Origin of the sequence: Muricauda sp. MAR_2010_75 (assembly GCF_000745185.1) — a bacterium.
GTDB lineage: Bacteria > Bacteroidota > Bacteroidia > Flavobacteriales > Flavobacteriaceae > Flagellimonas.
Genome location: NZ_JQNJ01000001.1, coordinates 2,649,216 through 2,675,861, shown reverse-complemented (window position 1 = coordinate 2,675,861; position 26,646 = coordinate 2,649,216). Strand labels below are relative to the sequence as shown.

The 26,646-nt window shown below is 42.1% G+C and carries 30 protein-coding genes and 5 tRNA genes; 9 read left to right on the top strand and 26 right to left on the bottom strand.

What is annotated here, in order from left to right:
- Position 1: 1 nt before the first annotated feature.
- The 26 genes from rpoB to FG28_RS11905 form a co-directional block, all read right to left on the bottom strand.
- Positions 2-3,811, bottom strand: coding sequence for a DNA-directed RNA polymerase subunit beta (gene rpoB / locus FG28_RS12030; protein WP_036383146.1), 3,810 nt, complete (start codon positions 3,809-3,811; stop codon positions 2-4).
- A gap of 130 nt (positions 3,812-3,941) precedes the next feature.
- Entirely contained in the window at positions 3,942-4,325 is a 384-nt protein-coding gene (rplL, locus tag FG28_RS12025) for a 50S ribosomal protein L7/L12 (RefSeq protein WP_036383143.1), read from the bottom strand.
- A 55-nt stretch (positions 4,326-4,380) separates the two neighbouring features.
- A complete protein-coding gene (gene rplJ, locus FG28_RS12020) occupies positions 4,381-4,899 on the bottom strand; it encodes a 50S ribosomal protein L10 (protein ID WP_036383140.1) in 519 nt (172 codons plus the stop codon).
- A 26-nt stretch (positions 4,900-4,925) separates the two neighbouring features.
- Positions 4,926-5,615, bottom strand: a complete 690-nt coding sequence (rplA, locus tag FG28_RS12015; RefSeq protein WP_036383138.1) for a 50S ribosomal protein L1 — start codon at positions 5,613-5,615, stop codon at positions 4,926-4,928.
- Between the two features lie 18 nt (positions 5,616-5,633).
- Positions 5,634-6,071, bottom strand: coding sequence for a 50S ribosomal protein L11 (gene rplK / locus FG28_RS12010; RefSeq protein ID WP_036383136.1), 438 nt, complete (start codon positions 6,069-6,071; stop codon positions 5,634-5,636).
- A 144-nt stretch (positions 6,072-6,215) separates the two neighbouring features.
- On the bottom strand, positions 6,216-6,767 hold the full coding sequence (nusG, locus tag FG28_RS12005; RefSeq protein ID WP_036383134.1) for a transcription termination/antitermination protein NusG: 552 nt from the start codon (positions 6,765-6,767) through the stop codon (positions 6,216-6,218).
- Between the two features lie 5 nt (positions 6,768-6,772).
- The gene (secE, locus tag FG28_RS12000) at positions 6,773-6,961 is read right to left on the bottom strand and encodes a preprotein translocase subunit SecE (protein ID WP_036386528.1); all 189 of its coding nucleotides are present in this window, start codon (positions 6,959-6,961) and stop codon (positions 6,773-6,775) included.
- A 167-nt stretch (positions 6,962-7,128) separates the two neighbouring features.
- A tRNA-Trp gene (locus FG28_RS11995) sits at positions 7,129-7,201 on the bottom strand.
- 69 nt (positions 7,202-7,270) lie between these two features.
- Complete coding sequence (gene tuf / locus FG28_RS11990; protein WP_036383132.1) at positions 7,271-8,458, bottom strand: elongation factor Tu; 1,188 nt, start codon at positions 8,456-8,458, stop codon at positions 7,271-7,273.
- Between the two features lie 48 nt (positions 8,459-8,506).
- Positions 8,507-8,578: transfer RNA gene (locus tag FG28_RS11985), tRNA-Thr, on the bottom strand.
- 87 nt (positions 8,579-8,665) lie between these two features.
- Positions 8,666-8,738 (bottom strand) — tRNA-Gly (locus FG28_RS11980).
- An 81-nt stretch (positions 8,739-8,819) separates the two neighbouring features.
- Positions 8,820-8,902, bottom strand: a tRNA-Tyr gene (locus FG28_RS11975).
- Positions 8,903-8,924: 22 nt separating this feature from the next.
- Positions 8,925-8,998: transfer RNA gene (locus FG28_RS11970), tRNA-Thr, on the bottom strand.
- A gap of 101 nt (positions 8,999-9,099) precedes the next feature.
- A complete protein-coding gene (gene hpf, locus FG28_RS11965; RefSeq protein ID WP_036383130.1) occupies positions 9,100-9,402 on the bottom strand; it encodes a ribosome hibernation-promoting factor, HPF/YfiA family in 303 nt (100 codons plus the stop codon).
- A 55-nt stretch (positions 9,403-9,457) separates the two neighbouring features.
- Positions 9,458-10,348 carry a tyrosine-type recombinase/integrase gene (locus tag FG28_RS11960; RefSeq protein ID WP_036383129.1) on the bottom strand — a complete coding sequence of 297 codons (891 nt, stop codon included), beginning with the start codon at positions 10,346-10,348 and terminating at the stop codon, positions 9,458-9,460.
- A gap of 99 nt (positions 10,349-10,447) precedes the next feature.
- Positions 10,448-10,642, bottom strand: a complete 195-nt coding sequence (gene rpsU / locus FG28_RS11955; RefSeq protein WP_036383128.1) for a 30S ribosomal protein S21 — start codon at positions 10,640-10,642, stop codon at positions 10,448-10,450.
- Between the two features lie 70 nt (positions 10,643-10,712).
- On the bottom strand, positions 10,713-11,852 hold the full coding sequence (locus FG28_RS11950; RefSeq protein ID WP_036386527.1) for an acyl-CoA dehydrogenase family protein: 1,140 nt from the start codon (positions 11,850-11,852) through the stop codon (positions 10,713-10,715).
- Between the two features lie 35 nt (positions 11,853-11,887).
- Entirely contained in the window at positions 11,888-12,748 is an 861-nt protein-coding gene (locus FG28_RS11945) for a ComEA family DNA-binding protein (protein ID WP_036383125.1), read from the bottom strand.
- 12 nt (positions 12,749-12,760) lie between these two features.
- Positions 12,761-14,830: an amino acid carrier protein gene (locus FG28_RS11940; protein WP_036383123.1), complete on the bottom strand. Its 2,070-nt coding sequence runs from the start codon at positions 14,828-14,830 to the stop codon at positions 12,761-12,763.
- A gap of 77 nt (positions 14,831-14,907) precedes the next feature.
- On the bottom strand, positions 14,908-15,915 hold the full coding sequence (locus tag FG28_RS11935; RefSeq protein WP_036383121.1) for a TrkA family potassium uptake protein: 1,008 nt from the start codon (positions 15,913-15,915) through the stop codon (positions 14,908-14,910).
- Between the two features lie 2 nt (positions 15,916-15,917).
- Positions 15,918-16,145, bottom strand: a complete 228-nt coding sequence (locus FG28_RS11930; RefSeq protein ID WP_036383119.1) for a PspC domain-containing protein — start codon at positions 16,143-16,145, stop codon at positions 15,918-15,920.
- Positions 16,146-16,153: 8 nt separating this feature from the next.
- Positions 16,154-17,434 carry a DUF2851 family protein gene (locus FG28_RS11925; RefSeq protein WP_036383118.1) on the bottom strand — a complete coding sequence of 427 codons (1,281 nt, stop codon included), beginning with the start codon at positions 17,432-17,434 and terminating at the stop codon, positions 16,154-16,156.
- Between the two features lie 21 nt (positions 17,435-17,455).
- The gene (locus FG28_RS11920) at positions 17,456-17,965 is read right to left on the bottom strand and encodes a DinB family protein (RefSeq protein ID WP_051947294.1); all 510 of its coding nucleotides are present in this window, start codon (positions 17,963-17,965) and stop codon (positions 17,456-17,458) included.
- 3 nt (positions 17,966-17,968) lie between these two features.
- Positions 17,969-18,280 (bottom strand): rhodanese-like domain-containing protein, encoded by a 312-nt coding sequence (locus tag FG28_RS11915; RefSeq protein WP_036383115.1) that lies wholly within the window; start codon positions 18,278-18,280, stop codon positions 17,969-17,971.
- 81 nt (positions 18,281-18,361) lie between these two features.
- Positions 18,362-18,979: a thioredoxin family protein gene (locus FG28_RS11910; protein WP_036383113.1), complete on the bottom strand. Its 618-nt coding sequence runs from the start codon at positions 18,977-18,979 to the stop codon at positions 18,362-18,364.
- 6 nt (positions 18,980-18,985) lie between these two features.
- Positions 18,986-19,540 (bottom strand): TlpA disulfide reductase family protein, encoded by a 555-nt coding sequence (locus tag FG28_RS11905; RefSeq protein ID WP_036383110.1) that lies wholly within the window; start codon positions 19,538-19,540, stop codon positions 18,986-18,988.
- A 133-nt stretch (positions 19,541-19,673) separates the two neighbouring features.
- On the opposite strand from FG28_RS11905, the gene FG28_RS11900 reads away from it, so the two are divergent.
- From FG28_RS11900 to FG28_RS11860, 9 genes are all read left to right on the top strand, one after another.
- Positions 19,674-20,120, top strand: a complete 447-nt coding sequence (locus FG28_RS11900) for a MarR family winged helix-turn-helix transcriptional regulator (protein ID WP_036383108.1) — start codon at positions 19,674-19,676, stop codon at positions 20,118-20,120.
- A gap of 6 nt (positions 20,121-20,126) precedes the next feature.
- A complete protein-coding gene (locus tag FG28_RS11895) occupies positions 20,127-20,759 on the top strand; it encodes an NAD(P)H-dependent oxidoreductase (RefSeq protein ID WP_036383107.1) in 633 nt (210 codons plus the stop codon).
- Between the two features lie 39 nt (positions 20,760-20,798).
- Complete coding sequence (locus FG28_RS11890) at positions 20,799-21,371, top strand: YceI family protein (protein ID WP_036383105.1); 573 nt, start codon at positions 20,799-20,801, stop codon at positions 21,369-21,371.
- Between the two features lie 242 nt (positions 21,372-21,613).
- Entirely contained in the window at positions 21,614-23,011 is a 1,398-nt protein-coding gene (locus tag FG28_RS11885) for an anthranilate synthase component I family protein (protein ID WP_036383102.1), read from the top strand.
- A gap of 2 nt (positions 23,012-23,013) precedes the next feature.
- Positions 23,014-23,583, top strand: coding sequence for an aminodeoxychorismate/anthranilate synthase component II (locus FG28_RS11880; RefSeq protein ID WP_036386524.1), 570 nt, complete (start codon positions 23,014-23,016; stop codon positions 23,581-23,583).
- 70 nt (positions 23,584-23,653) lie between these two features.
- Positions 23,654-24,646, top strand: a complete 993-nt coding sequence (gene trpD / locus FG28_RS11875; RefSeq protein WP_036383101.1) for an anthranilate phosphoribosyltransferase — start codon at positions 23,654-23,656, stop codon at positions 24,644-24,646.
- A gap of 71 nt (positions 24,647-24,717) precedes the next feature.
- On the top strand, positions 24,718-25,056 hold the full coding sequence (locus FG28_RS11870) for a hypothetical protein (protein WP_231562622.1): 339 nt from the start codon (positions 24,718-24,720) through the stop codon (positions 25,054-25,056).
- Positions 25,057-25,058: 2 nt separating this feature from the next.
- Positions 25,059-25,844, top strand: a complete 786-nt coding sequence (gene trpC, locus FG28_RS11865) for an indole-3-glycerol phosphate synthase TrpC (RefSeq protein ID WP_036383097.1) — start codon at positions 25,059-25,061, stop codon at positions 25,842-25,844.
- Positions 25,845-25,951: 107 nt separating this feature from the next.
- Positions 25,952-26,644 (top strand): phosphoribosylanthranilate isomerase, encoded by a 693-nt coding sequence (locus FG28_RS11860; protein ID WP_036383095.1) that lies wholly within the window; start codon positions 25,952-25,954, stop codon positions 26,642-26,644.
- Positions 26,645-26,646: the final 2 nt, after the last annotated feature.

Sequence of the window (26,646 nt, the reverse complement as noted above, 5' to 3'; positions counted from 1 at the left end):
TCTACTCTTCCAATCTGATATCCAAGCCCAAACCTTTAAGTTCGTGCATCAATACGTTGAAAGATTCTGGTAATCCAGGTTCTGGCATGGTCTCGCCTTTTACAATGGATTCATAGGTCTTGGCTCTTCCGATAACGTCATCCGACTTCACGGTCAAGATTTCACGTAGGGTTGATGAAGCACCGTAGGCTTCCAATGCCCAAACCTCCATCTCACCAAAACGCTGACCACCAAACTGGGCTTTACCACCCAATGGTTGTTGTGTGATCAATGAGTATGGTCCAATGGAACGTGCGTGCATTTTATCGTCTACCATGTGACCCAATTTCAACATATAGATCACCCCAACGGTAGCAGCTTGGTCAAAACGTTGACCTGTTCCACCGTCGTAAAGGTGGGTATGTCCAAATCTAGGTACACCCGCTTTATCGGTAAGCTCGTTGATCTCGTCCAACGTGGCACCATCAAAAATTGGAGTTCCATATTTCTGGCCCAATTTCTGTCCGGCCCAACCCAAAACGGTTTCGTAAATCTGACCAATGTTCATCCTTGAAGGTACACCTAGTGGGTTCAATACGATATCCACAGGGGTTCCATCTTCCAAGAACGGCATGTCTTCTTGACGAACAATTCGTGCCACGATACCTTTGTTACCGTGACGACCCGCCATTTTATCACCTACTTTCAGCTTACGTTTTTTGGCGATATAGACCTTAGCCAACTTCATGATACCGGCGGGAAGTTCATCTCCAACAGAGATGGTGAACTTATCCCTTCTTAGGTTTCCTTGAATGTCGTTCAACTTGATTTTGTAGTTGTGCAACAAATCGGCCACCAAAGCATTGGTATCGTCATCCGTTGTCCAGCTACCACCTACCAAGTGGGCAAAATCATCAACAGCGTTCAACATTTTAATGGTGTATTTCTTTCCTTTTGGAAGTACTTCTTCACCCAAATCGTTGATAACACCTTGTGATGTTTTACCGTTGATCAATCCAAACAATTTCTCAATCAATACATCTTTCAATTGTTGGAATTTCACTTCGTAGTCCATCTCCAATCTTGAGATAGCCTCTTTATCTTCGGAACGTTTTCTCTTGTCTTTGATGGAACGTGAGAACAATTTCTTATCGATAACAACTCCACTCAATGATGGAGAAGCTTTCAAGGAAGCATCTTTTACGTCACCGGCCTTGTCACCAAAGATGGCACGCAACAGTTTTTCTTCCGGAGTAGGATCAGATTCACCTTTAGGGGTGATCTTACCGATCAAAATATCACCAGGCTTCACTTCGGCACCGATACGAATCATACCGTACTCGTCCAAATCTTTGGTAGCTTCTTCGGAAACGTTTGGAATATCATTGGTCAACTCTTCAGCACCCAACTTGGTATCCCTAACTTCAAGCGCGTACTCATCAATGTGGATGGAGGTAAAAATATCCTCACGAACCACTTTTTCAGAGATTACGATGGCATCCTCAAAGTTGTATCCTTTCCACGGCATGAAGGCCACCTTCATGTTTCTACCCAAGGCCAATTCACCTTTTTCAGTAGCGTACCCTTCACAAAGTACCTGACCTTTTTTCACCTTATCGCCTTTTTTAACGATAGGCTTCAAGTTGATGCTGGTACCTTGGTTGGTTTTTCTAAACTTCACCAAATCGTAGGTCTTGGAATCTTCTTCGAAGCTTACCAAGCGCTCTTCCTCGGTTCTATCATATTTAATGGTGATTTTCTGCGCATCCACATATTCCACGACACCATCGCCTTCGGCATTGATCAATACTCGAGAATCTGTAGCCACCTGTCTTTCCAAACCAGTACCCACGATTGGCGAATCTGGACGCAACAAGGGTACAGCCTGACGCATCATGTTGGAGCCCATCAAAGCACGGTTTGCATCATCATGCTCCAAAAATGGGATCAAGGAAGCGGAGATGGATGCAATCTGGTTGGGAGCAACATCGGTATATTGAATTTCAGCAGGATCCACCACAGGAAAATCACCTTCTTCACGGGCAATTACTTTTTCCCTTTCAATGGTTCCATCCTTGGCCAATGGAATGTTGGCTTGGGCAATCTTCATTCCCTCTTCTTCCTCTGCACTCAAGTAGATATGGTTTTTCGTATCTACTTTTCCATTCTCAACTTTACGATAAGGGGTTTCCAAGAAGCCCATATTGTTCACCTTCGCAAATACGGAAAGGGAAGAGATCAAACCAATGTTTGGTCCTTCAGGGGTCTCAATAGGACACAATCTTCCGTAGTGGGTATAGTGAACGTCACGCACCTCGAATCCGGCTCTTTCACGGGAAAGACCACCTGGTCCAAGGGCGGATAATCTTCTTTTGTGTGTAATCTCAGCCAATGGGTTGGTCTGGTCCATGAACTGGGACAACTGATTGGTTCCGAAGAAGGAGTTGATCACAGAAGACAAGGTCTTTGCGTTGATCAGGTCAATCGGGGTAAATACCTCGTTGTCACGAACGTTCATACGCTCACGAATGGTACGTGCCATACGTGCCAAACCTACACCAAACTGAGAGGACAATTGCTCGCCCACAGTACGTACACGTCGGTTGGACAAGTGATCGATATCATCAATCTCCGCTTTGGAGTTGATCAACTCAATCAAATACTTGATGATGGTGATGATATCTTCTTTGGTAAGAACCTCTTTGTCCATACCAATGTCCAAGCCCAATTTCTTGTTCATTCTGTAACGACCTACCTCACCCAAAGAGTAACGTTGATCGGAGAAGAACAATTTCTCGATAATGCCACGAGCGGTCTCTTCATCTGGCGGCTCAGCATTACGCAATTGTCTATAGATATGCTCTACCGCTTCTTTTTCTGAGTTGGTAGGGTCTTTTTGCAATGTGTTGTGGATAATGGCATAGTCTGACTGCGCATTGTTTTCCTTGTGAAGTAGAATGGTCTTCACGTCGGCATCAATGATTTCATCCACGTGCTCTTTTTCCAAAACGGTATCACGATCAAGGATGATCTCGTTACGTTCGATGGAAACCACTTCTCCGGTATCCTCGTCCACGAAATCTTCATGCCATGTGTTCAACACCCTGGCGGCCAATTTGCGGCCCAATACTTTTTTAAGTCCGGCTTTGGAAACTTTTACTTCTTCGGATAGATCGAAGATTTCCAAAATATCCTTATCCCTTTCAAATCCAATGGCACGGAAAAGGGTGGTTACCGGCAACTTTTTCTTCCGATCAATGTAAGCGTACATTACACCATTGATATCGGTAGCAAATTCAATCCAAGATCCCTTGAAAGGAATTACCCGGGCTGAATACAATTTTGTACCGTTCGCGTGGAACGACTGTCCAAAGAAAACCCCTGGAGATCGGTGCAATTGGGAAACCACTACTCTTTCGGCACCATTGATCACAAAGGTTCCACTAGGCGTCATGTATGGAATTGTTCCCAAGTACACATCCTGCACGATGGTTTCAAAATCTTCGTGCTCTGGATCGGTACAGTATAATTTTAAACGTGCCTTTAAGGGAACGCTATAGGTAAGTCCACGCTCAATACATTCTTGGATGGAATATCTGGGTGGATCTATGAAGTAATCCAAAAACTCAAGTACAAATTGGTTTCTGGTGTCAGTAATTGGAAAATTCTCCATGAAGGTATTGTAGAGACCTTCGTTTCCTCTTTCATCAGATTTTGTTTCAAGCTGAAAAAAGTCTTGGAACGATTTTATCTGAATGTCCAAGAAATCCGGGTAATCCGGTATGTTCTTAGCAGATGCGAAATTTACTCTTTCAGTAGTGTTTGTGAACATCAATGGACAAATTTTGATCGTGAATATTATGTGGGTTAGTGTACGGCTTTATACACTCCTTATATAAATAGGCTAAGGTCTAACCAAAAAATGGAAAGACCTTAACCAAACTTTCTATGGTAAAAGCGAATTATTTAAGCTCAACTTCTGCTCCTGCTTCTTCCAATGATTTTTTGATGCCTTCTGCTTCGTCTTTAGCAATACCTTCTTTAACAGCTTTAGGTGCACTATCAACGATATCTTTAGCGTCTTTTAGTCCAAGACCGGTCAATTCCTTAACCAGTTTAACTACTGCCAATTTAGAGGCACCAGCAGCTTTAAGGATTACATCAAATTCTGATTTTTCCTCAGCAGCTTCACCTTCTCCACCACCAGCGGAAGCACCACCAGCAACGGCTACTGCAGCAGCAGCAGGCTCAATACCGTATTCTTCTTTTAGGATGTCGGCCAACTCATTTACCTCTTTTACTGTTAGGTTAACCAACTGTTCTGCAAAATCTTTTAAATCTGCCATTTTTCTATCGTTTAATAAAAATGTTTAAAAATATACTTAGTTTATTGTGCGCGAATTATTCTTTCTCAGATAATGTCTTAAGGATACCGGCCAGTTTACCGCCACCAGATTTAAGTCCAGAAATAACATTCTTGGCTGGTGATTGCAACAATCCGATGATATCACCGATAACTTCCTCTTTGGACTTGATACTTACAAGTTTGTCCAAATTCTCGTCACCGATATAAACTGCCTCTTCAATAAAGGCTCCTTTCAACAAAGGTCTATCTGATTTCTTTCTAAAGTCCTTGATAAGTTTCGCAGGTGCGTTTCCGGTTTCGGAAAACATCATAGATGTATTTCCTTTCAATACGCCGGGAAGTTCACCAAATTCCTTATCAGAAGCTTCCATTGCTTTTGCAAGCAAGGTGTTCTTAACAACTGCAAGTTTAATATTGGCCTTAAAACATGCCCTTCTTAAATTGGAAGTGGCAACGGCATCCAATCCTGAAATATCTGCCAAGTAAATATTGGCGTTTTCAGCTAACTGTGCAGTCAAATCTTCTATTACTGTTGCTTTTTCTTCTCTTGTCATAGTTAAAATATTGAGCTACCAGTTACTTAAACTGCTTTTGGATCTAATTGAACACTGGGACTCATAGTGCTGGACATGTAGATACTCTTCATGTACACTCCTTTTGCAGCAGCTGGTTTTAGCTTGTTCAAGGTATCGATCAATTCCTTGGCATTGCCTGCAATTTTATCTGCAGAAAATGAAGCTTTACCGATAGCGGCATGCACAATTCCCGTTTTGTCCACTTTAAAGTCAATCTTACCGGCCTTTACATCAGATACAGCCTTCGCCACATCCATGGTTACAGTTCCGGTCTTTGGATTGGGCATTAGTCCTCGAGGTCCCAAAACGCGACCCAATGGACCTAATTTACCCATAACGCTTGGCATAGTGATGATTACATCAACGTCTGTCCAACCGCCTTTGATTTTATCCAAATATTCGTCCAACCCAACATAATCAGCACCCGCTTCTTTAGCTTCTGCTTCTTTATCTGGGGTCACCAATGCCAAAACCTTCACGTCTTTACCAGTTCCGTGAGGAAGGGTAACAACGCCACGTACCATTTGGTTTGCCTTTCTTGGGTCTACACCCAAACGAACTGCAAGGTCAATGGAAGCATCAAATTTTACATTGGTAATTTCTTTTATCAAAGAAGATGCCTCATCCAAAGAATAGAGTTTGTTCTTCTCTATTTTGGCCTGGGCCTCTTTTTGCTTTTTTGTCAATCTTGCCATTATAATTGCTTTAAGATTTTAAAAAGGTCTTTGTCCAGATACTTTAAGACCCATAGATCTTGCCGTACCGGCTACCATACTCATTGCAGATTCCACGGTAAAAGCGTTCAAATCCACCATTTTATCTTCGGCGATTTGTTTTACTTGATCCCATGTCACTGACCCTGGTTTTACCCTGTTAGGTTCGCCCGATCCTTTTTTAATCTTAGCCGCTTCCAACAATTGAACTGCCGCAGGTGGTGTTTTTACAACAAAGTCGAAAGACTTGTCTTTGTAAACGGTGATAACAACAGGCAATACTTTGCCCGGCTTGTCCTGTGTACGCGCATTAAACTGCTTACAGAACTCCATGATGTTAACACCAGCAGCACCTAAGGCGGGTCCAACCGGTGGCGATGGGTTCGCAGCACCTCCCCTAACTTGTAATTTAACTACCTTATCTACTTCTTTTGCCATTGTTTCTAATTAAATTTAAAGTGTGTCAATTGGAAGCAACACAGCTTTATATATGTAACAGCTCTATTTATAGTCTTGAGATTTTAGATTCTAGTATTGAGAAGCAATCAATCTCACATCTCATATCTAGCATCTAATATCTGTTTATACCTTCTCTACCTGCATATAGCTGAGTTCCAATGGTGTCTTTCTTCCGAAAATTTTCACCATCACCTCTAGCTTACGCTTTTCTTCATTGATTTTCTCAACAGTCCCATTGAATCCGTTGAAAGGACCATCAATAACCTTAACCGTTTCTCCCAACACAAATGGAATGGCCACGTTGTCTGTATTGACAGCCAGCTCATCCACTTTCCCTAACATACGGTTCACCTCCGATTTTCTTAAAGGAACGGGGTCACCTCCTTTTACTTCTCCCAAAAATCCAATTACATTGGTGATGGAACGGATGATATGCACCATTTCACCACCTAAATTGGCTTTGATCATGATATATCCTGGAAAGTAAACCCTTTCTTTGTTGATTTTCTTTCCATTTCTGATTTGTACAACTTTTTCGGTAGGCACAAGAACTTCCTCAAGGTAGTCGCCAAAACCTGCACGCTCCACTTCACTTTCAATGTAGCCTTTGATTTTGTTCTCCTGGCCACTTACGGCCCTTACCACATACCATTTTTTCTCCAGAACCTCAGACATACCTACTACCCAATTAATTTATCGAAATACAAGCCGATCAACTTACTAAAAAGTGAATCAACACCCCATGTCGCCAAAGCAAACACGATGGAAAAAACAGCCACAATAACCATAAGATTGGAAGCTTTATCCCTGTCCAACCAGGTAACATTGTTCTTTAACTCCTCAAATGATTCCTTTATGTAAGTGAGCATAGTATTTGTATTTTCTTGCATGCTTCGGCTGCGCTAAGCACAAACCTCGAAGAGACTTTACCATCTCAAACATGCTTTTATCTTTTCCTTTGCACGGGAGGAGAGACTTCCCTCGACTACGCTCGGGATAAACTTCTCGTCTCACTGTGCCTTTATCTTTTCTGTTGCACGGGAGGAGAGACTCGAACTCCCGACACCTGGTTTTGGAGACCAGTGCTCTACCAACTGAGCTACACCCGTTTAATTACGCCGAAAGGTATCCCGACAGAATCGGAACACCCTTTGGCGTACAATTTTTATTGTAAATGATTAATCTAGAATCTCAGTAACCTGACCAGCACCTACTGTTCTACCACCTTCACGGATAGCGAAACGTAAACCTACGCTCAATGCGATAGGTTGAATCAAATCAACAGTGATTGTCAAGTTGTCACCAGGCATAACCATTTCTACTCCATCAGGAAGGTTGATGTTTCCAGTCACGTCAGTTGTACGAACGTAGAACTGAGGACGGTAGTTATTATGGAATGGAGTGTGACGTCCACCTTCTTCTTTTTTAAGGATATACACCTCAGCTTTAAATTTAGCGTGCGGCTTAACAGAACCTGGCTTGCAGATTACCATACCTCTTTTGATATCGGATTTTTCAATACCTCTCAAAAGGATACCTACGTTATCACCAGCTTCACCTCTATCCAAAATCTTACGGAACATCTCTACCCCGGTAATTGTGGAAGAAAGTTTCTCAGCACCCATACCAATAATATCAACAGCATCACCAGTGTTGGCAATTCCAGTTTCGATACGTCCTGTAGCAACAGTACCACGACCAGTAATAGTGAACACGTCTTCGATAGGCATCAAGAAATCTTTATCAACTTCACGTTGAGGCTCCTCAATCCACTCATCAACAGCTTTCATCAACTCCATTACAGTGTCAACCCATTTTTGCTCACCGTTCAATGCACCCAATGCAGAACCAGCAATAACAGGTCCGTTGTCACCATCGTACTCGTAGAAAGAAAGCAATTCCCTTACTTCCATTTCAACAAGCTCCAAAAGCTCCTCATCATCAACCATGTCTACTTTGTTCAAGAAAACAACGATACGTGGAATACCTACTTGGCGACCCAAAAGGATGTGCTCACGAGTTTGTGGCATAGGACCATCAGTTGCAGCAACAACCAAGATGGCACCGTCCATTTGAGCAGCACCAGTAACCATGTTCTTTACGTAATCCGCGTGACCAGGACAGTCAACGTGTGCGTAGTGACGGTTTTCAGTTTGGTACTCAACGTGTGAAGTGTTGATGGTAATACCTCTTTCCTTCTCCTCAGGCGCATTATCAATGGAATCAAAGCTTCTAAGCTCTGACAAACCAGCATTTGCCAATACAGTGGTAATAGCAGCAGTCAATGTTGTTTTACCGTGATCCACGTGTCCAATGGTACCAATATTTAAGTGGGGTTTGGAACGATCAAAAGTTTCCTTTGCCATTTTAAAATAATTTAATTCTTAGTTTATATTAGTGTACAAATCGTTTTGAGCCAATGAGGGGATTTGAACCCCTGACCTCTTCCTTACCAAGGAAACGCTCTACCCCTGAGCTACACCGGCGTAAAGTGTTGAATCAACTACCTTTAAAATTTCCTTATTTAAAGGAAGAGATTCCTGCCTTCGCAGGAATGGCAATAATTGCCTTAGAGCGGGAGACCGGGTTCGAACCGGCGACATTCAGCTTGGAAGGCTGACGCTCTACCAACTGAGCTACTCCCGCATTTTTTATTGGGCACTTGCCCAAAAAGTTATCAACATTTCAAAAAAACCTCTTTTCCCGTTGCTCATCGAACAACTTTTGTGGGGAGAGCAGGATTCGAACCTGCGAAGGTGAAAACCAACAGATTTACAGTCTGTCCTCGTTGGCCGCTTGAGTATCTCCCCGCCTTATTTTCAGTAACTTACGAGCCGATGGAGGGACTCGAACCCACGACCTGCTGATTACAAATCAGCTGCTCTAGCCAGCTGAGCTACATCGGCGTTTTACCGCCTTTCGTCCATAAAAAAAGTCCGCTATTTCTAACGGACTGCAAATGTATAGATTTATTTTTTTAATCAAAATAAAATTTCAAAAATTTTGATCAAACCTTGGCCCTCAGTTTTTCCTTCTTTTTTACCAATTGTCTTTCCAAGGAACTGCAAGCTGAATCAACCGCCTCCTCAAAAGACTTACACTGTTTTTTTACAACAATCTTATCCCTGGGTACCGAGACCATAATTTCCACAATCTTATTCTCTTTAGCACTAGTGTTCTCCACTTTTAAATAAACATCCGAATCTATGACCTTGTCATAGAACAATTCCAATTTATCCATTCGCTTTTGGATAAAATCGAGAAGCTTACCATCAGCTACAAAATTTACCGATTGTGCATTTACTTTCATAAGAAGTAGTTTTAGTACTGCCTAGCGGCAGTGAAGTTAAACAATACAAGAAAATCTATTCCTTGTTTCTTGGATGGGCCTTTTGGTGTACTTTCTTGAGTTCGGCAATGCTGTTGTGCGTGTACACTTGAGTGGATGCCAAACTGGAGTGACCCAATAATTCCTTGACTGAATTCAAATCTGCCCCCCTATTCAGCAAGTGCGTTGCAAAGGTGTGCCTTAAAATATGTGGGCTCTTTTTTACCTTGGGAGACACTAAACTAAAATACTTATTTATAGTACGATATACAAGTGTTTCATAAATTTTAAGACCCCCATTGGTCAGTAAAAGAAAAGCCGCATCCTTCACCTCTTCAAGCTTGGCGCGACTTTCCAAATAGGTTTTTAAATGAACAGTCGTGGAGGGTAGCAACGGAAGGATTCGCTCCTTATTCCGCTTACCCAATACTTTTAGTGTATTCGTGGAAAAATCAATATCAGCCAACTTTAAATTGACCAGTTCCGCCCTTCGCATTCCCGTAGCATACAGTAGTTCTATAATGAGCTTGTCGCGGGTTCCTTCGAAATCATCAGCAAATGGTATTTCCCCAAGTATTTCTTCCATTTCATGTTCGGAGAAGGGCACCTCAACCTTTTTTTGGGTTTTTAGGGCTTTGTGCTTTGCCAATGGAGAAGCAGAAATCTCACCCACCTTCAAAAGAAACCTATAGTAAGCCCGAAGGGAAGATATTTTTCTATTTATGGTCCTATTGGAAACTTCATTGGTGGACAAATGGACAATCCAGTTCCTGACCATCGGATAACCAATATCAATTATGGATACGGCATCGTGGTGCTTAGCGCAAAAACTTGAAAATTCCCGAATATCCATCCCATACGCTTGAATGGTATGTTTGGAGTAGTTTTTCTCCAATTGCAGATAAGATATGAACGCTTGTACGGACATATATCAAAGGTAGCCAAATACAACAATGTGCTATGCCACAAAACAAAAAATCCCGTTCCAAAACTGAAACGGGATATAGTATATGGTGTAAAAAGTCAGTTATACTTCTTCTTGATCTCTCAAGCTCTGGATGTACTGTGCTTTTTGAATTTCAGCTCTGCGCTGTACAGAAGGTTTGGTAAACTGCTGTCTGGTTCTCAACTGACGCATGGTACCGGTCTTATCGAACTTACGCTTGAAACGCTTTAAAGCTCTATCTATATTCTCTCCTTCTTTTACTGGTATTATCAACATGGGCTACAACCTCCTTTCTTTTAGATTTTGGACGGCAAATATACATTTAAAAGTAATTATCAAACAAAAATTACTTCAAAATATTTCTGGAAATCACCAATTTTTGGATTTCGGTAGTGCCCTCTCCAATGGTGCAAAGCTTGGCATCGCGATAGAACTTCTCCACCGGAAAATCCTTGGTATAGCCGTATCCTCCGTGAATCTGCACAGCGTCATTGGCTATCTTAACGCAAACTTCGGAGGCGTACATTTTACACATGGCACTGAACTTGGTCATAGGCCTTCCTTCATTCTTCAAGAAAGCGGCCTTGTGCAACAAGAGTTCCGATGCTTCGATTTCGGTGGCCATATCGGCCAATTTAAAGGACACACCTTGAAACTCACTGATGGGCTTCCCAAACTGCACCCGTTCCTTGGAATATTTCAACGCCGCTTCGTAAGCGCCTTTGGAAACACCGAGGGACAAAGCTCCAATTGAAATTCGCCCTCCATCCAACACCTTCATGGATTGGATAAAACCATCCCCCACTTCGCCCAAACGGTTGGCATCTGGAATTCTACAATCCGTAAAAATCAGTTCTGCGGTTTCGCTGGCCCGCATGCCCAGTTTATCTTCTTTTTTTCCACTGGAAAACCCGGGAGTACCTTTTTCAATGGCAAAAGCGGTCATTCCATGACTGTCACCTTTTTCACCTGTTCTGACAATCACAACAGCGATGTCACCACTAATGCCATGGGTAATAAAGTTCTTGGCTCCATTAAGAATCCAATGGTCACCGTCCTTTACCGCAGTGGTGTTCATCCCTCCTGCATCCGAACCCGTATTGTGCTCCGTCAATCCCCAAGCTCCTATCCACTCCGCAGTGGCCAATTTTGGAATCCAGCGTTGCTTTTGCTCCTCGTTTCCGAAAGACAAAATGTGATTGGTGCACAAGGAATTGTGTGCTGCCACGGACAGTCCGATGGCCGGGTCCACTTTTGAAATTTCTTCCAAAATGGCAATATATTCATGATAGCCCAAACCTGAGCCTCCCAGTTCTTCAGGAACCAAAACACCCATAAAACCAAGTTCCCCGGCCTTTTTAAAGACTTCTACAGGGAAAGTTTGGGATTCATCCCATTCCATAACATGGGGAAATATGTACTGCTGCGCAAACTCCTTGGCAGATTCAGCTACCATCTTCTGGGTCTCTGAATAATCAAAGTTCAATGTGGACAACGTATCCGTAATCATTCATGCAATTTTTATAAAGTCAAATATAGCTTAATTCTCTCAATCCTATCCGCTGGAAACGACTTAAGCCGCTTTAATTCGTCCAATGTGGTAAAAGGCCCATTGGTTTCACGATATGAGACAATTTCCCTCGCCAAATCATAGTCAATATAAACCAACTGGGCCAACTGTTCCACCGTTGCCTTATTTATATTGATTTTCTGAATAGTTGGTGCATCCATTACCCGAAACTGTTCCAGTGCCCTTTTGACCACAGCAGGTTCAAGTCCATATACATCCTGCAATTGTTCGTTGACCAAAAAGCCCCCAAGCCTGTCCCTAAATTTTATGATTCGGTTAGAAAAGGTTTCGCCAATCCCGTTTATTGCTCTAAGCTCCTCAGCAGTTGCCTTGTTCAAGTCCCTAATACCTTTTGGGGTTTCCTTTTGTGATGCCGAAACAAATTCAGATTTATTTTTCTGCTGATTCACCCATTTCGGAAACTTAAAATATGGTGCAATTGTAGCAAGCAGTGAATCTGAAATTAGGGTGACTTGCTGAAACTCTTCAGCTGAATTCACAAACTTATCCGTTGCTCGATAGGCCAATAATCGGTCAACTTCAGTGGCTGACATTCCTAATGCATAACCTTTATAGTCCGTTATGTAATTGGGATTGAAGGGAAAGAGCTTTACTGAATCTTTTGCAGCGACATTCTTAAGGCTATCCAGCCGAGATTGGACCAGGGTATTGACAACAACTTTTGGGTTTCCGCTAAAAGGTTGCGCTTTTACGTAAAAATATATCCCTTGGAAAACAAAAATAATGAGCAGCAAAAAGAAAATCCCACTTCGTTCTTGTTTGTTGAACTTGAAGTGGGATTGTCCTTTCATTCGTATTCTCTATTATTTATCGACAACAGCTTTTTTAAAGAGCTGATTGGATTTTAATTTTTTGAGATAGTTGTTCAAGTCCTCTCTCACCTCTCCAGACATGATGTACAGACCAATTATGTTAGGAAAGGACATGGCCAAAATCATCATATCGGAAAAATCAAGAACTGCTCCCAAACTTACCGAAGCCCCAACCACTACAAATATCAGGAACAACATTTTGTATAACATTTCAGAACGCTTGCTCTTTCCAAAAAGATAGGTCCATGCTCTCATCCCATAGTATGACCAAGAAATCATGGTTGAAAATGCGAAAAGGAACACAGCCACGGCCAACACATAAGGGAACCAAGATATTTGGCTGCCAAAAGCATCAGAGGTCAATTGAGCCCCCGCCATACCTTCCACTTCGTGCATCCCTGTAAAAATAAGCACCAAGGCTGTTAAAGTACACACTACAACGGTATCAATAAAAGGCTCCAACAAGGCTACAAACCCTTCAGATGGGGGGTTGTTGGTTTTTGCGGTACTGTGCGCAATGGCTGCGGAACCAACCCCAGCTTCATTGGAAAATGCAGCACGCTGAAATCCTATGACCAAAACACCCAAAATACCACCTTTTAATGCGGATGGACTGAAAGCGCCGTCCACAATGGCAGAAAATGCGGGTCCTATGTTCTGGATGTTCATTATAATGACGGCCAATGCAGCCACAATGTAGATAGATGCCATAATGGGCACCACTTTTCCAGTTACACGGGCAATACTGTTGATTCCTCCAATGATAACAACCCCAACAAGAATGGCCGTAACCACCCCAAACCAGAAGCCATTACCAGCCAAGGCTGGAAATTGTCCTGCAAGTTGCTCAAAGGATTGATTGGCCTGGAACATGTTTCCTCCCCCAAAGGAAGCACCAATGGCCAATACGGCAAACAAACCGGCCAATACCTTTCCAAAGCCTTTCAAGTTTCGTTTTTCAAGTCCGTAGCGGAGATAGTTCATAGGACCACCGAATACCCTACCATCGGGTAAAATATCCCGATATTTCACTCCAAGGGTACATTCCACAAACTTGGAAGACATCCCCAACAGACCACATACGATCATCCAAAAAGTTGCACCAGCACCCCCCAAGGACACGGCCACGGCCACACCCGCAATGTTTCCAAGCCCAACGGTACCGGATACGGCAGTTGCCAATGCTTGGAAGTGTGTTACTTGCCCGGGTGCATCAGGATCATCGTATTTACCTTTTGCCAAATCAAGGGAGTGTCTAAATCCACGAATATTGATGAAGCCCATTCGAAGGGTGAAAAACAGGGCACCAAAAACAAGCCAGATTACTATAAAGGGAATTCCCTTAACAATGGGATCCCCATTGGGATGCACCATGGCTATGGGCTCATCGTATTCTATCTCGGCAAAATAATGAGCTCCCTGCTCAATAACATGTTCTAGATTTTCAGAATTGTAAATGACTTTTCCTTCATCAACCTTATGAATCAATTTACCCTTTGCCGTGGCTTTAATGGTAATATCTCCCTCATTGTCACTTGTGATGACCGCAATGTCATCTCCAACAGCAACACTTTGTCCTTCACTCTTCAACCATTGTTTAAGTACAAACCGGTCTTGGGTTTCGTTGCTCCAGTCCGGTATTCCTATAAGTTTAACATCAGCATAGGCAACTGGGTCGTAAATACCGATGGCCCCAAAGGGGTCCCAAAACAAAACAGCCCCCAATGCACCTACTGCCGGTGTCATTGTTCCGTTGAAAACTTCAGTGATCGATTCTGTTTCAACCTTATATTCCTGGGTAACGGAATTGCCAGCGGCATCTGTGACCACTACGCTGTAGGGTATTCCCTCGACCAAGCCTTGGGCTCTTTTGGAAGTGAGTGGCGTGCTCTGGTTGCTCCATTTGTAGGAATAGGGTTCAACTCCGCCTTCCACAGAAAGCTCTATGACCCCATCGTTGATATTATCGGACACGTTATAAGTTTTGCCCTTTACCGTCAATTCTTGGGAATAACCCAAAGTCAGTGAAACAAAGGCCAAAAGGGTAAGAAAATATTTCATAAATCGGTATTAGTTAGTTATGGAAGTCGGCAATATCCAAAAAAAAAACAACGCTATCAAATTTTACAATTTTTTAACTACCCTATCTGGAACATTTCATTGAGTTTACGTATTTGTTCAGGTCTCCCGAGCACAATGACCTTTCCTTTGGGTTCCAATTTCTGATCTGCCTCTGGGTTGATGATATATTTTCCATCGGGATCAATATACCCTATTATCGTACATCCTGTTGTGCGGCGAAGATCTAAATCGCGAATGGAACTACAGTCCATCTGATTGGAAATATCCTCAATTTCCACTTCTTCCAAGTTGGTGGTATGCTCTCCTTCCACAGAAAGTTTGTCCATAAAGGTGATCAAGTCGGGCATAACCACTAAAGAAGCCATGTGGTCCCCTCCTATCTTATCGGGCATAATAACTTTATCGGCTCCGGCAAATTGAAGTTTTTTCTGGGAAGTGACTTGGGATGCCCTGCTAATAATGAACAAGTTCTTGTTCAATTGACGGGCTGACAGTACAATGAACAGATTGGCGGCATCATCTGGAACGGCAGTGATCAAATAGTGGGCACGATCAATACCGGCCTGCAACAGCGTTTCGTCTTCATTGGCATCGCCTTCCACAAACAAGACCTCATCTGCATGACGCTCAATGATTTCCTTATTTTTTTCTATGACCACAAAAGGTTTTTTGTAGGCCATCAACTTATCAGCAGCCTGCATACCATTTCTGCCAAAACCGCAAACCACCACATGATTGGAAAGGCTATCTATCTGTTTTTTCACTTTCTTCTTTTTTAGTGCTTCAATCGAATTCCTTGCCAAGATGTACTCCGTCACCACAGAAATGGCAAAACCAAAGATGAAAACACTGGTTACAATTAAAAATACAGTAAAAATCTTTGCATTCGCATCCAAAGGACGTACTTCGGAAAAACCCACCGTGGTAACCGTAATAATGGTCATGTAGAAGGCCTCAATCCAGGTGTAGCCCGCCAGTAATTTATATCCTATCACTCCAAATGTAAGCACCAACACCATCAAGGAAAGGGCCAGTACTATTTTGGAACGTAAGAGTCTGATCATAATTAAAGGTCAAATACAGAGGTTCTCTTGGTATAAATCAAATCTTTGATCCGCAACCAAAATGCAATAAAAAGATATAGAGCAAAACCAAAACCAAGGGTAACAAAAGTCAGATAGATAAAAGTGGTCCTGACCACCCTTGCCCGTATGCCCAACCGTTCGGCTATGCGCCTACAGACCTCAAAGCCCCGTTTTTGGAAATAATATAATGTGTCGTAGAACAAAGCCATGCCTAAAATTATGTATTTCTATTCAATAAATGTGTACCCAAGGCACACCGTAGGCATTTATTTTTCGCGCAATAGTGGGTATAGAGCTGAATCTTAGCTTGACTTTCCATAGCATTCTTGGTTCTGGTTTCCAAGTTATCAAACCCTTTGATAATGGAGTTTTGTTCTTTCTTTATTTCTGATATCAAGGAAATTAGGTCGTCGTTCCAGTCCAAACCAAGATGTCTGGAATAGCAAAACTTTAAGGGGACTATGGTGTTTATGACCAGTAAATCAATAAAACTATTGGAGAGTTTCTTTTTGCTCTTTTTTGATGTTTTACCAAAGGTAAAATGGTCATCCCAATACGAACTTGCACTTATTTCAAAAATTGAATACATATCCCCAATGGTATTTGCTTCCATTAGCTGTGCAAAAAGACGCTGCTCTTTTGCATACAAATGGGCCAATTGTGCTGTTCGGATGGTTGGAAAGTTGGGCGGGCGCAGTCCGAAAAATTCCGGTTTGGATAAAGCTGGTGGCAAATTGAATTTTCTGCCGAGATACCCATATTCCTTTTGAAGCCTCAAAAAATAATGATCGCTGCAATCATCCACTTGCAAAAGCCCAAAGTGACCAAATAACAAGCTTTCCAAATCTTCTAACGAGTCACCAACCTTTCGGATGATGGAAAATTTCAATTGCAAAGCCCTGTCCAAAAAGAAATCGCCATTGACTTTGGAGCCAAAATTTTGTGCCAACATTATAAATAACACACCTTCCCAATCATTGTTTGATTTTTTGAGCAGTTCTTCAATACGATTTGATTTTTGCTCCAATCGTTCAATGTAGAGTCGATGCAGCCAATGTTCCACCAAAAAAGAATCCATTTCTGCAAAATCTTTTTCGCAGTTGATGAACTTGGGTTTGGCATTTTCCAATAAATCCTGATAGTTCTGCAACAACGCTTTGGAAACATAATGCTTGAGCTCAAGCGTGGGAATTAAAGAACCGTCTTTCCTGAACACGGCAACATCATCTTCCCAGACCACATGCAGAATCACATTGTTGTAATTGGAATCCGTTTGATGATTGTGGGCATACCAATCCGAGGATTTCAGATGGATTTCCACATTGCCCACCCATAGTTGCGCATCAATTGCAATTTGGGCATTGAAAAAATCTGGACCTGAATACTGATTTGGGACTCCCGGGGCCTTAATGCTGATGGCTTCGTTGGCAGTTGAGGTAAGTTGTCTTCCATGAAGCTTTTTTTGCCCCCAAATAAAATGGAGCAAGTCTTCCTTCATACCGCCAATATAGAAAAAACCCTACCAATTTCCAGCATACTCCAAGGAATCCCCTGAATTTTGCTTTAAAAAATGGTATTTAATTCCATTGATTTGGCGAATGTGGTGATAGTCGTGCGCAAGCCAGTTATACAGAAAGGAATGTGCCGGCATGGACCCATATTCTGGATGTAGAACGGTATTGTCCCAGTCAAGGTCCGTTGTGGTCCTCAACCAGGCAATGGAAACTTGCCGCTCCTTGTCTAATTGCTGAACTTTTTTCTCGAAGTCCTGTCCACCGTAATCCCTTTTTTGCACCCATCCTGCTGGATCAATGGGTTTAAGTGGTGTTCCGGGTTTACTTAGCGCATGTTCTATACGTGCTCTAAAATCCTCTTTTTCCTCATCTACCAAATGACAGATGATTTCCAAAAGTGACCAATCTTTTGGATTGACCTTCCAACTGATAAGTGCTTGGGGCATATCGGCCAAGGTCGCTGTGAAAACCTTTCGGTTTCGTTCCAATTCTGCTATGACCGATTGAAGTTCCATGGCTTATTCCGCAATTTCGCCTTCCCAGTTCATAAAACCACCTTCCAAATTGTAGGCATTCTCAATACCGATGCTGTTCATGATGGCACAGGCTTGCCCACTTCGGTTTCCCGACCTGCAATAGACATAGTAACTTTTGGACTTATCCAACTTTTCCAGTTCATCAACGAACTCCTGTCCCAAGTATATATCAATGTTAATGGCTCCGGGAATGTATCCTTCCTCAACTTCTTCTTCAGTGCGTACATCCAAAATAACGGCGTTGTCATCATTTTCAAGCTGCTCGGCCCATTCTTCTTGTGATAGATCTGACATTTTTATCGAATTTAAGTTCTGCAAAAATAAAAATCCGAGGATTACCCTCGGATTTAAATCCATTTAATTTTGTGATTTGCGCTATACTTTAATGGTGCATCCAATGGCACGGGTAGTCTTTACTTCAATTTCTTGGCCGGCCAACATGGCATCCACGGCGTCTTCCACAAAAGTATCTTCCACTTTTGAAGCATCTTGATAGTTATCATCAATGGCTCCTATGTACCGTACCACATTGCCCTGAGAAGTTTTTTCCAACAGATACACATGTGGTGTTCTAGTAGCGCCATATTGAGGGAAGACTTCCTGACCTTCATCTAAAAGATAGGGAAATGTAAAGCCTTTATCCGCGGCACGTTGTTTCATTTTTTCAAAACTGTCCCCAGATTGAATTTCTGGGTTATTGGGATTGATGGCAATAACGGGCACTCCCTTTGCTTTATATTCTTTGTCCAAAGCAATGATCCGGTCTTCATAGGCTTTTGCATATGGACATGTATTACAGGTAAAAATGACCAAAAAGCCTTTTGCATTCTCGTAGTCTGAAAGTGAGACCATTTTTCCGTCAATGTTCTTTAGGGAAAAATCTGTGGCAATGTCGCCAATTCTATAACCGTCTGCCATTGGGTCTGGTGTAATGGAAAACGCACCCAAGGAAAGTATCAAAGCTAATAATCCTAAAATTTTAAGTGTTTTCATGTGGTGTCAGTTTAAAAATTTGTTCAACTCAGTGTTTAATTCCTCGTAGGTAAAGCCGCGCTCATAAAAGCTACGCTTATCCTTATTATATATTAAAGTAGCGGGGATACCTCCGCCCCACTCTTCGGCCACCTTCGGAATCCAATCGTTCTGTTTGGGATCATCCAAAATGACCACCTCAGACTGCAATTTTCTATTTTCAACGAAAGGTTCCAATCGAGATTTCCACATACTGGGCATATCCAAACTCACTAGAATAACTTCTACTTTATCACTCTGTTCAGCATTTATTTTTTCAAAATAGGGAAGCTCAGCAATGCAAGGTTTGCACCATGTGGCCCAAAAGTTGACCACGTAAGTTTTATCGTCTTCTTTGTGCAATAAGGGTTCCAAACCTTCAAAATCATAAATGGGAAATTTAACCTTCTCACCTTCTGAAGATTGATTTTGTACAACCTCCACTTCCTTCACGGTACCTTCTTCGGATTTTTTCTTGTTCGTATTGCCGCAACCTATGACTAAAAACAAAGTGGCCATCCCAAGCAATAGTAAGTTCTTCATTCTGTGAATTTTACTCTTTAAAAATAAACAATGGGAATGGCTTCATTTTCCTTTTAACAAAATTTTATCTGTTAAATATTAGGTTGAAACAGGAAAACCGTTTTACATTTGTATATACAAATATTGTTTATACATGAATGTAGAGGAAATCATAAAGACTTCGAAGAAGATGCCGTTGGAAAGCAGGACCCTGATTCATATAACCTTAATACACAACAAGATCTATGAATTGGCCGGGAATGCCCTTAAACCTTTCGAGGTTTCGCTCCAACAATTCAATGTACTTCGCATTCTTAGAGGACAAAAGGGGAAACCCGCCAATCTGTCTACCCTAAATGAGCGCATGGTCACCAAAATGAGCAACACTACCCGATTGGTAGACAAGCTTTTGGCGAAAGGGTATGTTGATCGAAGTGTTTGTCCTTCAAACCGTCGGAAAGTGGAAATTGTAATCACCGAAAAAGGCTCGGAAGCCTTGACACAAATGGACAAGGTGGTCGCCGAAACAGAAAGTCAGATTGTACAACATTTCAGCAAAACTGAACTGGAACAATTAAATCAACTACTAGATAAATTCTAAATAAAAATGAACAACGTTTTAGAACATAGAACATGGCGTTATGCCACCAAAAAATTCGATAGCACCAAAAAAGTTTCGGATAAAGATTTGGAAACCTTGCTAGAAGCCGCACGGTTGAGTGCTTCTTCCTACGGATTGCAACCCTATCATTTATTTGTGATAGCAGACCAAGAGGTAAAGGAACAACTTAAACCCGCTTCTTGGAACCAATCCCAGATTACGGACGCCTCACATATCATAGTTTTTGCAAACACCACCGATTTTGGCGAGGAATTGGTAGATGGGTTCATTGAAAACACCAGCACAACCCGGAACATTCCTTCGGAACAGCTTAAAGGGTATGCTGATTTTATGAAGTCCAAATTATTGGAGCTACCCTCGGAGACCAAAAAAGAATGGGCCGCCAGACAGGTTTACATTGCCTTTGGCAATATGATGCAAGCCGCGGCAGAGCTTAAAATCGATTCGTGCCCCATGGAAGGCTTTGAACCGGAAGAATACAACAAAATTTTGGGACTAAATGAAAAAAACCTAAACGCCACAGTAGTATTGGCAGTTGGGTACAGGTCAGAAGAAGATGCTACCCAGCATCTTCCCAAAGTAAGAAAATCAACAGAAGAATTAGTTACACATATATAAATCAATCATTAACCCTAAAAACAGAAATTAATTATTAGTATGAAAAAGAGAGTTTTAAGTTTAGTATTGACCACGGTAGTTGGATCATCAGCAATCGCTAACGACACCGAAAAGGAAACCAAGCAAGTAAAGGCGAACGAAAGTCAGGTGACTTGGAAAGCCTATAAATTTGGCGGATCGCACACCGGAACTGTAACATTGCAATCCGGTGCCTTGGAATTTGACGGTGAAAAATTGGTAGGCGGAGAGTTTGTAGTAGACATGTCCTCCATTAACACTACCGATTTGGAAGGCGATTACAAGAACAAATTGGATGGTCACCTCAATTCAGAGGATTTCTTTGCAACCGCGGCCAACCCAACATCAACCTTGGTTTTCACCAACGTAAAGTCCACCGGTAAAAATAGCTATGAAGTTACCGGCGACCTTACCATTAAAGGGATTACCAAGCCTGTTACCTTTGATGTGTCTGTTTACGGAAACAAAGCCACCGCAACTTTGAAAGTTGACCGAACTAAATACGACATAAAGTATAGTTCTGGTATCATCGGTACGGCCAAAGACAAATTGATCTATGATGAATTTGATTTGGTAGTTGATTTGCAGATGTAATCAGCTCATGTTAGGTGTTTGGAAATCCCGTTCGAGAAATTCTTGGACGGGATTTTTAATTTTACACAAAACAATGTTTGTCCGTTAAAAATTCCTCCCTATATTTGAACCAATGAACAACAGAATAGTAAATACTTGGTGGTGGATTAACTTACGGAAAATGTCGTGAGCTAAGTCCCCATTATAACCATACAAGAGGCTTGTCATCACGACAGGCCTTTTTTAATTTATAGCAGTAAAAAATGAGTTATACCCTAACTACACACTACAAAAAAATCTTGGCGGACACCATCACCCCGGTGAGTGTTTATCTAAAGATAAGGGACCAATTTCCCAATAGCATCCTTTTGGAAAGTAGTGATTACCATGCCAACGATAACAGCTTTTCCTATATCTGCTGCAATCCCATCGCCTACATCAAAGTGGAGAATGAGACCATAACCCAGCGGTTTCCTGACGGTAAAAAGGATGTGACAGAAATAACCCCTGAGACTGATGTGACCGAGGTCATCCACAACTTTGGACAGCAATTTTCAGTGAGCCAAAACGGATTCAAATTCATTTACAACGGCCTTTTTGGATACATGGCCTACGATGCGGTTCGTTATTTTGAGGATGTGGAGATTTCCAAAAAGGAAGATTCGGTCCGCATTCCGGATATCTACTATGCGGTGTACCAGAACATCATCGCCATCAACCACTTTAAGAACGAAGCGTACCTCTTTGCCCATTGCTACAATACCGAAAGCAATGTGGATGAGATTGAGCAGCTGTTCAACGTTCGGAATTTTGCTTCCTATAATTTTTCAAGGGAAGGTGAGCCGCAATCCAATTTAAAGGATGAGGATTATAAAGAACATGTGGAGTTGGCCAAAAAGCATTGCCAACGAGGTGATGTTTTTCAACTGGTTTTATCCCGAAGGTTCACCCAAAAATTCAAAGGGGATGAATTCAATGTATACCGTGCGCTGCGTTCCATTAACCCCTCCCCTTACCTTTTCTATTTTGATTATGGAAACTTTAAAATATTCGGTAGCTCGCCTGAAGCCCAACTCATTGTAAAAGAAGGCAAGGCTGAAATCCATCCCATTGCCGGGACCTACAAACGGACCGGAAATGACGAAAAAGATGCCGAATTGGCCAAAAAACTGGCCCAGGACGACAAAGAAAACAGCGAGCACGTAATGTTGGTGGACCTCGCCCGAAACGACCTTAGCCGCAATGGAAATACGGTAAATGTGGAAACCTATCGCGAGGTGCAGTATTTCTCACATGTCATCCATTTGGTGTCCAAAGTAACCGGACAAAAGAAAAAGGACATCACCACCATGAAAGTGGTGGCGGATACCTTCCCTGCGGGAACCCTCAGCGGGGCACCCAAGCACATGGCAATGCAACTCATTGAAAAGTATGAAAAAACGAGTCGTGCCTACTATGGCGGGGCCATTGGTTTTATGGATTTTGAGGGAAACTTTAACCATGCCATTATGATTCGCACCTTTTTGAGCAAAAACCATGAGCTCTATTACCAAGCCGGTGCAGGATTGGTAGCCGCCTCCAACCCCGAAGACGAATTACAGGAAACCTACAACAAACTGGGCGCATTGAACAAAGCCTTGGAAATTGCTGAAACAATCTGATGATGGGAAGAAAGATTTTAATGATAGACAATTACGATAGCTTCACCTATAATTTGGTGCACTATCTGGAGGATTTGGATTGCGAGGTGACCGTAAAGCGAAACGACCAGCTTACTCTGGATGAAGTGGAGCCCTTTGAAAACATCGTGCTTTCTCCAGGTCCAGGAATTCCGGATGAAGCGGGCTTGCTCAAGGAAATCATAAAGACCTATGCCCCCACCAAGCGTATTTTTGGGGTGTGCTTGGGATTACAGGCCATTGGTGAGGTGTTTGGCGGAACCTTGGTGAACCTAGATCAGGTATATCACGGAGTGGATACAGAAATTACCGTCACCAAGGATGACCCCATTTTTAAAGGATTGCCCAAAACGCTTCAAGTGGGACGATACCACTCGTGGGTGGTGGATACCGATGTACCCGAGGTATTGGAAGTCACTTCGGTGGATGAAAATGGACAAATCATGTCACTTCGGCACAAAACCTACGATGTGACCGCCGTTCAATTTCACCCCGAATCCGTGCTCACCCCGGAAGGAAAACAAATGCTAAAAAACTGGTTGGATAGCAAATAGATTTGAGATATGAGATTGTAGTAGTGAGAAAAAGCCCAATACTCACTACTAACATCTAAATACTATAAGAATGAAAGAGACATTAAATAAACTTATAAATCACGAAATACTGCCAAAGGAAGAGGCCAAGCAGATTTTGGTGAACATTGCCAAAGGCGATTACAATCCCTCACAAATTGCGGCTTTCCTTACGGTTTACATGATGCGTAGCATCACCATTGAAGAATTGGAAGGTTTCCGGGATGCACTCTTGGAACTCTGTGTGGCTGTGGACTTGTCCGAATATGACCCCATCGACCTTTGTGGAACCGGTGGTGATGGCAAGGACACCTTCAACATTTCCACCTTAGCATCTTTTGTGACGGCTGGCGCAGGTGTAAAAGTGACCAAACACGGTAATTATGGGGTTTCTTCCAAGTGTGGGAGTAGTAATGTGATGGAATTTTTGGGCATCAAATTCAGTAATGAGGCTGATTTTCTGAAAAAGTCCATTGAAGAAGCGGGAATTTGTGTGCTGCATGCACCTTTGTTCCACCCTGCCATGAAAAATGTGGGGCCCATCCGAAGGGAACTGGCCGTAAAGACCTTTTTTAATATGTTGGGTCCTATGGTAAACCCCACTTTTCCAAAAAATCAGATGGTAGGTGTTTTCAATTTGGAGTTGGCCCGAATGTATGGGTACCTCTATCAAAATACCGATAAAAAATTCACAGTGTTGCACGCTTTGGATGGTTATGACGAGATTTCATTGACCGGGGACACCAAAACCATTTCCAACAATTCCGAAGGCATGTTGACCCCTGCGGATTTTGGTGTGGCCAAGATTTCACAAGCTGAAATCACTGGAGGTGAGGACATTGCTGAATCGGCTCAAATATTTTTGGATGTATTGCATGGAAAAGGAACCGAAGCACAAAACAATGTGGTCTGTGCCAATGCAGGAGTGGCTATTGCCACCGTGGAAGGCCTGACTCCAAAAGCTGGTTTTGAAAAAGCGAAAGAGTCTTTGTTGAGTGGAAAAGGGTTGGAAGCATTGAAGAGGTTGCAGAAACTTAGTAATTGAAAGATATGAAACATTTGAAAATAATTATTCTAGCCCTTCTACTAATAACTTCTTGTTCGAACAAGAATAAGTTGGAACAATATGAAAATATAATTGCTCAAGTTGATTCCATACGAATTAGCCATCTTGATCTAAATAAAACATATGTAATCTCAGAAGAACCTGAGTTATCCAATTTGAAAGATATTTTAACTAGAAATATTGAAATTAAAACACCAGTACAGGGAAATTATGAAACAGAAATTTCACTTTTCAAAACGAGAAAACTCGCCGGTAAAATTTTCATTTTGAAAAACGATTCACAAATTCTATTCAAAACCCAAACATTAAATTTTTCTACGGGGTATACATATGGATTGGGTATGTATTTAAGTGATATAAGAAATTTAACATCTTCAAAGTTTCAATAACAATGAACATATTGGACAAAATAGTAGCCGATAAACGCAAGGAGGTCGATTTGAAAAAATCATTGATCACGGTTAAGCAATTGGAACATTCTGTGCTCATGGAGCGCACGTCCATTTCGTTGGCTTCCGAATTAAAAAGTAGTGTAACCGGAATTATCGCGGAGCACAAACGTCGTTCCCCGTCAAAATCGGTCATCAACCAAAGTTTGAACGTGCAGGATGTGGCCAAAGGCTATGCCCAGGCTGGGGTTTGTGGCATGTCCGTCCTTACGGATGGGAAATATTTTGGAGGCTCACTGGATGATTTGGTGCTGGCCCGGGCTTCTGTGAACATTCCGTTGCTTCGAAAAGAGTTCATTATTGATGAATACCAAATTGTGGAGGCCAGAGCCTATGGTGCCGATGTAATTTTGTTGATTGCTGCTATTTTATCCCGTGATGAAATTAAAACGCTATCAGAAACTGCAAAAAGCTTGGGGTTGGATGTACTTCTCGAAGTCCATAATGAAAAGGAACTACAAAAATCCATCATGCCCAGTTTGGACATGTTGGGGGTCAACAACCGAAACCTAAAGACGTTTGAGGTGAGTTTGGAAACCAGTAAATCCCTTTCGGAACAAATTCCGGATGATTTTGTAAAGGTTTCGGAGAGTGGCATCAGTTCCATTGAAGCCATTCAACAACTCAGACCCTACGGGTATCAAGGTTTCTTGATCGGAGAGAATTTTATGAAAACCGACGATCCTGGTGCGAGTGCCAAAACGTTTATTGATGAATTAAAACAATAATGTCATTTCGAACTGTCAGATTGAGCGCAGTCGAAATCAAAGTGAGAAATCCAATGTGAGATTCCTCAATCGCATAGCTCATTTCGAAATGACAAAAAGCAAAAAGAATGAAACTGAAAGTCTGCGGCATGCACCATAACCCTACCGAGGTTGCCCAACTGCAACCTGATTATTTGGGCTTTATTTTTTGGGAGCCTTCCTCTCGCTATTTTGAGGGAGCCATGCCCCAATTGCCCAAATCCATTAAAAAAGTGGGGGTCTTTGTGGATGCTACCGTGGAAGAAGTTTTGGAAAAAGTAGTGAAGTTTCAATTGGATGTGGTTCAACTGCATGGGAAAGAAAGTCCCGAATTTTGTGAGGCGTTGCGTCACCCTGAACTAGTTTCAGCATCACATAAAGATGAGGCCCCAAAACAAGTTCGAGGTGACAAACTGGAAATCATCAAAGTGTTTTCCATCAAAAATGATTTCGATTTTTCCATTTTGAAGCCGTATGAAGAGGTTTGTGACTACTTCCTTTTTGATACCAAAGGAAAATTGCCCGGGGGTAACGGTTATACCTTCGATTGGACCATTTTGGAAAACTATCCCTCCACCAAACCTTTCTTTTTAAGTGGGGGAATTGGACTGGAATCGGTTGAGAAATTGAAAGAATTTATAAAAAGTCCAGCTTCAACATACTGCTACGCTATCGACGTAAACAGCAGATTTGAGACCCAACCTGGACTAAAAAACATAACGTCATTGAAAGCGTTCATCAATGCGCTCACTGACGATTTACAACTTAAAACTGATCACTAATT

What these genes read in the sequence shown, in the direction of transcription:
- rpoB (WP_036383146.1), bottom strand. Translation starts at nt 3,811, where the DNA reads ATGTTCACAAACACTACTGAAAGAGTAAATTTCGCATCTGCTAAGAAC.
- rplL (WP_036383143.1), bottom strand. Translation starts at nt 4,325, where the DNA reads ATGGCAGATTTAAAAGATTTTGCAGAACAGTTGGTTAACCTAACAGTA.
- rplJ (WP_036383140.1), bottom strand. Translation starts at nt 4,899, where the DNA reads ATGACAAGAGAAGAAAAAGCAACAGTAATAGAAGATTTGACTGCACAG.
- rplA (WP_036383138.1), bottom strand. Translation starts at nt 5,615, where the DNA reads ATGGCAAGATTGACAAAAAAGCAAAAAGAGGCCCAGGCCAAAATAGAG.
- rplK (WP_036383136.1), bottom strand. Translation starts at nt 6,071, where the DNA reads ATGGCAAAAGAAGTAGATAAGGTAGTTAAATTACAAGTTAGGGGAGGT.
- nusG (WP_036383134.1), bottom strand. Translation starts at nt 6,767, where the DNA reads ATGTCTGAGGTTCTGGAGAAAAAATGGTATGTGGTAAGGGCCGTAAGT.
- secE (WP_036386528.1), bottom strand. Translation starts at nt 6,961, where the DNA reads ATGCTCACTTACATAAAGGAATCATTTGAGGAGTTAAAGAACAATGTT.
- tuf (WP_036383132.1), bottom strand. Translation starts at nt 8,458, where the DNA reads ATGGCAAAGGAAACTTTTGATCGTTCCAAACCCCACTTAAATATTGGT.
- hpf (WP_036383130.1), bottom strand. Translation starts at nt 9,402, where the DNA reads ATGAAAGTAAATGCACAATCGGTAAATTTTGTAGCTGATGGTAAGCTT.
- FG28_RS11960 (WP_036383129.1), bottom strand. Translation starts at nt 10,348, where the DNA reads ATGTCCGTACAAGCGTTCATATCTTATCTGCAATTGGAGAAAAACTAC.
- rpsU (WP_036383128.1), bottom strand. Translation starts at nt 10,642, where the DNA reads ATGTTGATAATACCAGTAAAAGAAGGAGAGAATATAGATAGAGCTTTA.
- FG28_RS11945 (WP_036383125.1), bottom strand. Translation starts at nt 12,748, where the DNA reads ATGAAAGGACAATCCCACTTCAAGTTCAACAAACAAGAACGAAGTGGG.
- FG28_RS11940 (WP_036383123.1), bottom strand. Translation starts at nt 14,830, where the DNA reads ATGAAATATTTTCTTACCCTTTTGGCCTTTGTTTCACTGACTTTGGGT.
- FG28_RS11935 (WP_036383121.1), bottom strand. Translation starts at nt 15,915, where the DNA reads ATGATCAGACTCTTACGTTCCAAAATAGTACTGGCCCTTTCCTTGATG.
- FG28_RS11930 (WP_036383119.1), bottom strand. Translation starts at nt 16,145, where the DNA reads ATGGCTTTGTTCTACGACACATTATATTATTTCCAAAAACGGGGCTTT.
- FG28_RS11925 (WP_036383118.1), bottom strand. Translation starts at nt 17,434, where the DNA reads ATGAAGGAAGACTTGCTCCATTTTATTTGGGGGCAAAAAAAGCTTCAT.
- FG28_RS11920 (WP_051947294.1), bottom strand. Translation starts at nt 17,965, where the DNA reads ATGGAACTTCAATCGGTCATAGCAGAATTGGAACGAAACCGAAAGGTT.
- FG28_RS11915 (WP_036383115.1), bottom strand. Translation starts at nt 18,280, where the DNA reads ATGTCAGATCTATCACAAGAAGAATGGGCCGAGCAGCTTGAAAATGAT.
- FG28_RS11910 (WP_036383113.1), bottom strand. Translation starts at nt 18,979, where the DNA reads ATGAAAACACTTAAAATTTTAGGATTATTAGCTTTGATACTTTCCTTG.
- FG28_RS11905 (WP_036383110.1), bottom strand. Translation starts at nt 19,540, where the DNA reads ATGAAGAACTTACTATTGCTTGGGATGGCCACTTTGTTTTTAGTCATA.
- FG28_RS11900 (WP_036383108.1), top strand. Translation starts at nt 19,674, where the DNA reads ATGAATGTAGAGGAAATCATAAAGACTTCGAAGAAGATGCCGTTGGAA.
- FG28_RS11895 (WP_036383107.1), top strand. Translation starts at nt 20,127, where the DNA reads ATGAACAACGTTTTAGAACATAGAACATGGCGTTATGCCACCAAAAAA.
- FG28_RS11890 (WP_036383105.1), top strand. Translation starts at nt 20,799, where the DNA reads ATGAAAAAGAGAGTTTTAAGTTTAGTATTGACCACGGTAGTTGGATCA.
- FG28_RS11885 (WP_036383102.1), top strand. Translation starts at nt 21,614, where the DNA reads ATGAGTTATACCCTAACTACACACTACAAAAAAATCTTGGCGGACACC.
- FG28_RS11880 (WP_036386524.1), top strand. Translation starts at nt 23,014, where the DNA reads ATGGGAAGAAAGATTTTAATGATAGACAATTACGATAGCTTCACCTAT.
- trpD (WP_036383101.1), top strand. Translation starts at nt 23,654, where the DNA reads ATGAAAGAGACATTAAATAAACTTATAAATCACGAAATACTGCCAAAG.
- trpC (WP_036383097.1), top strand. Translation starts at nt 25,059, where the DNA reads ATGAACATATTGGACAAAATAGTAGCCGATAAACGCAAGGAGGTCGAT.
- FG28_RS11860 (WP_036383095.1), top strand. Translation starts at nt 25,952, where the DNA reads ATGAAACTGAAAGTCTGCGGCATGCACCATAACCCTACCGAGGTTGCC.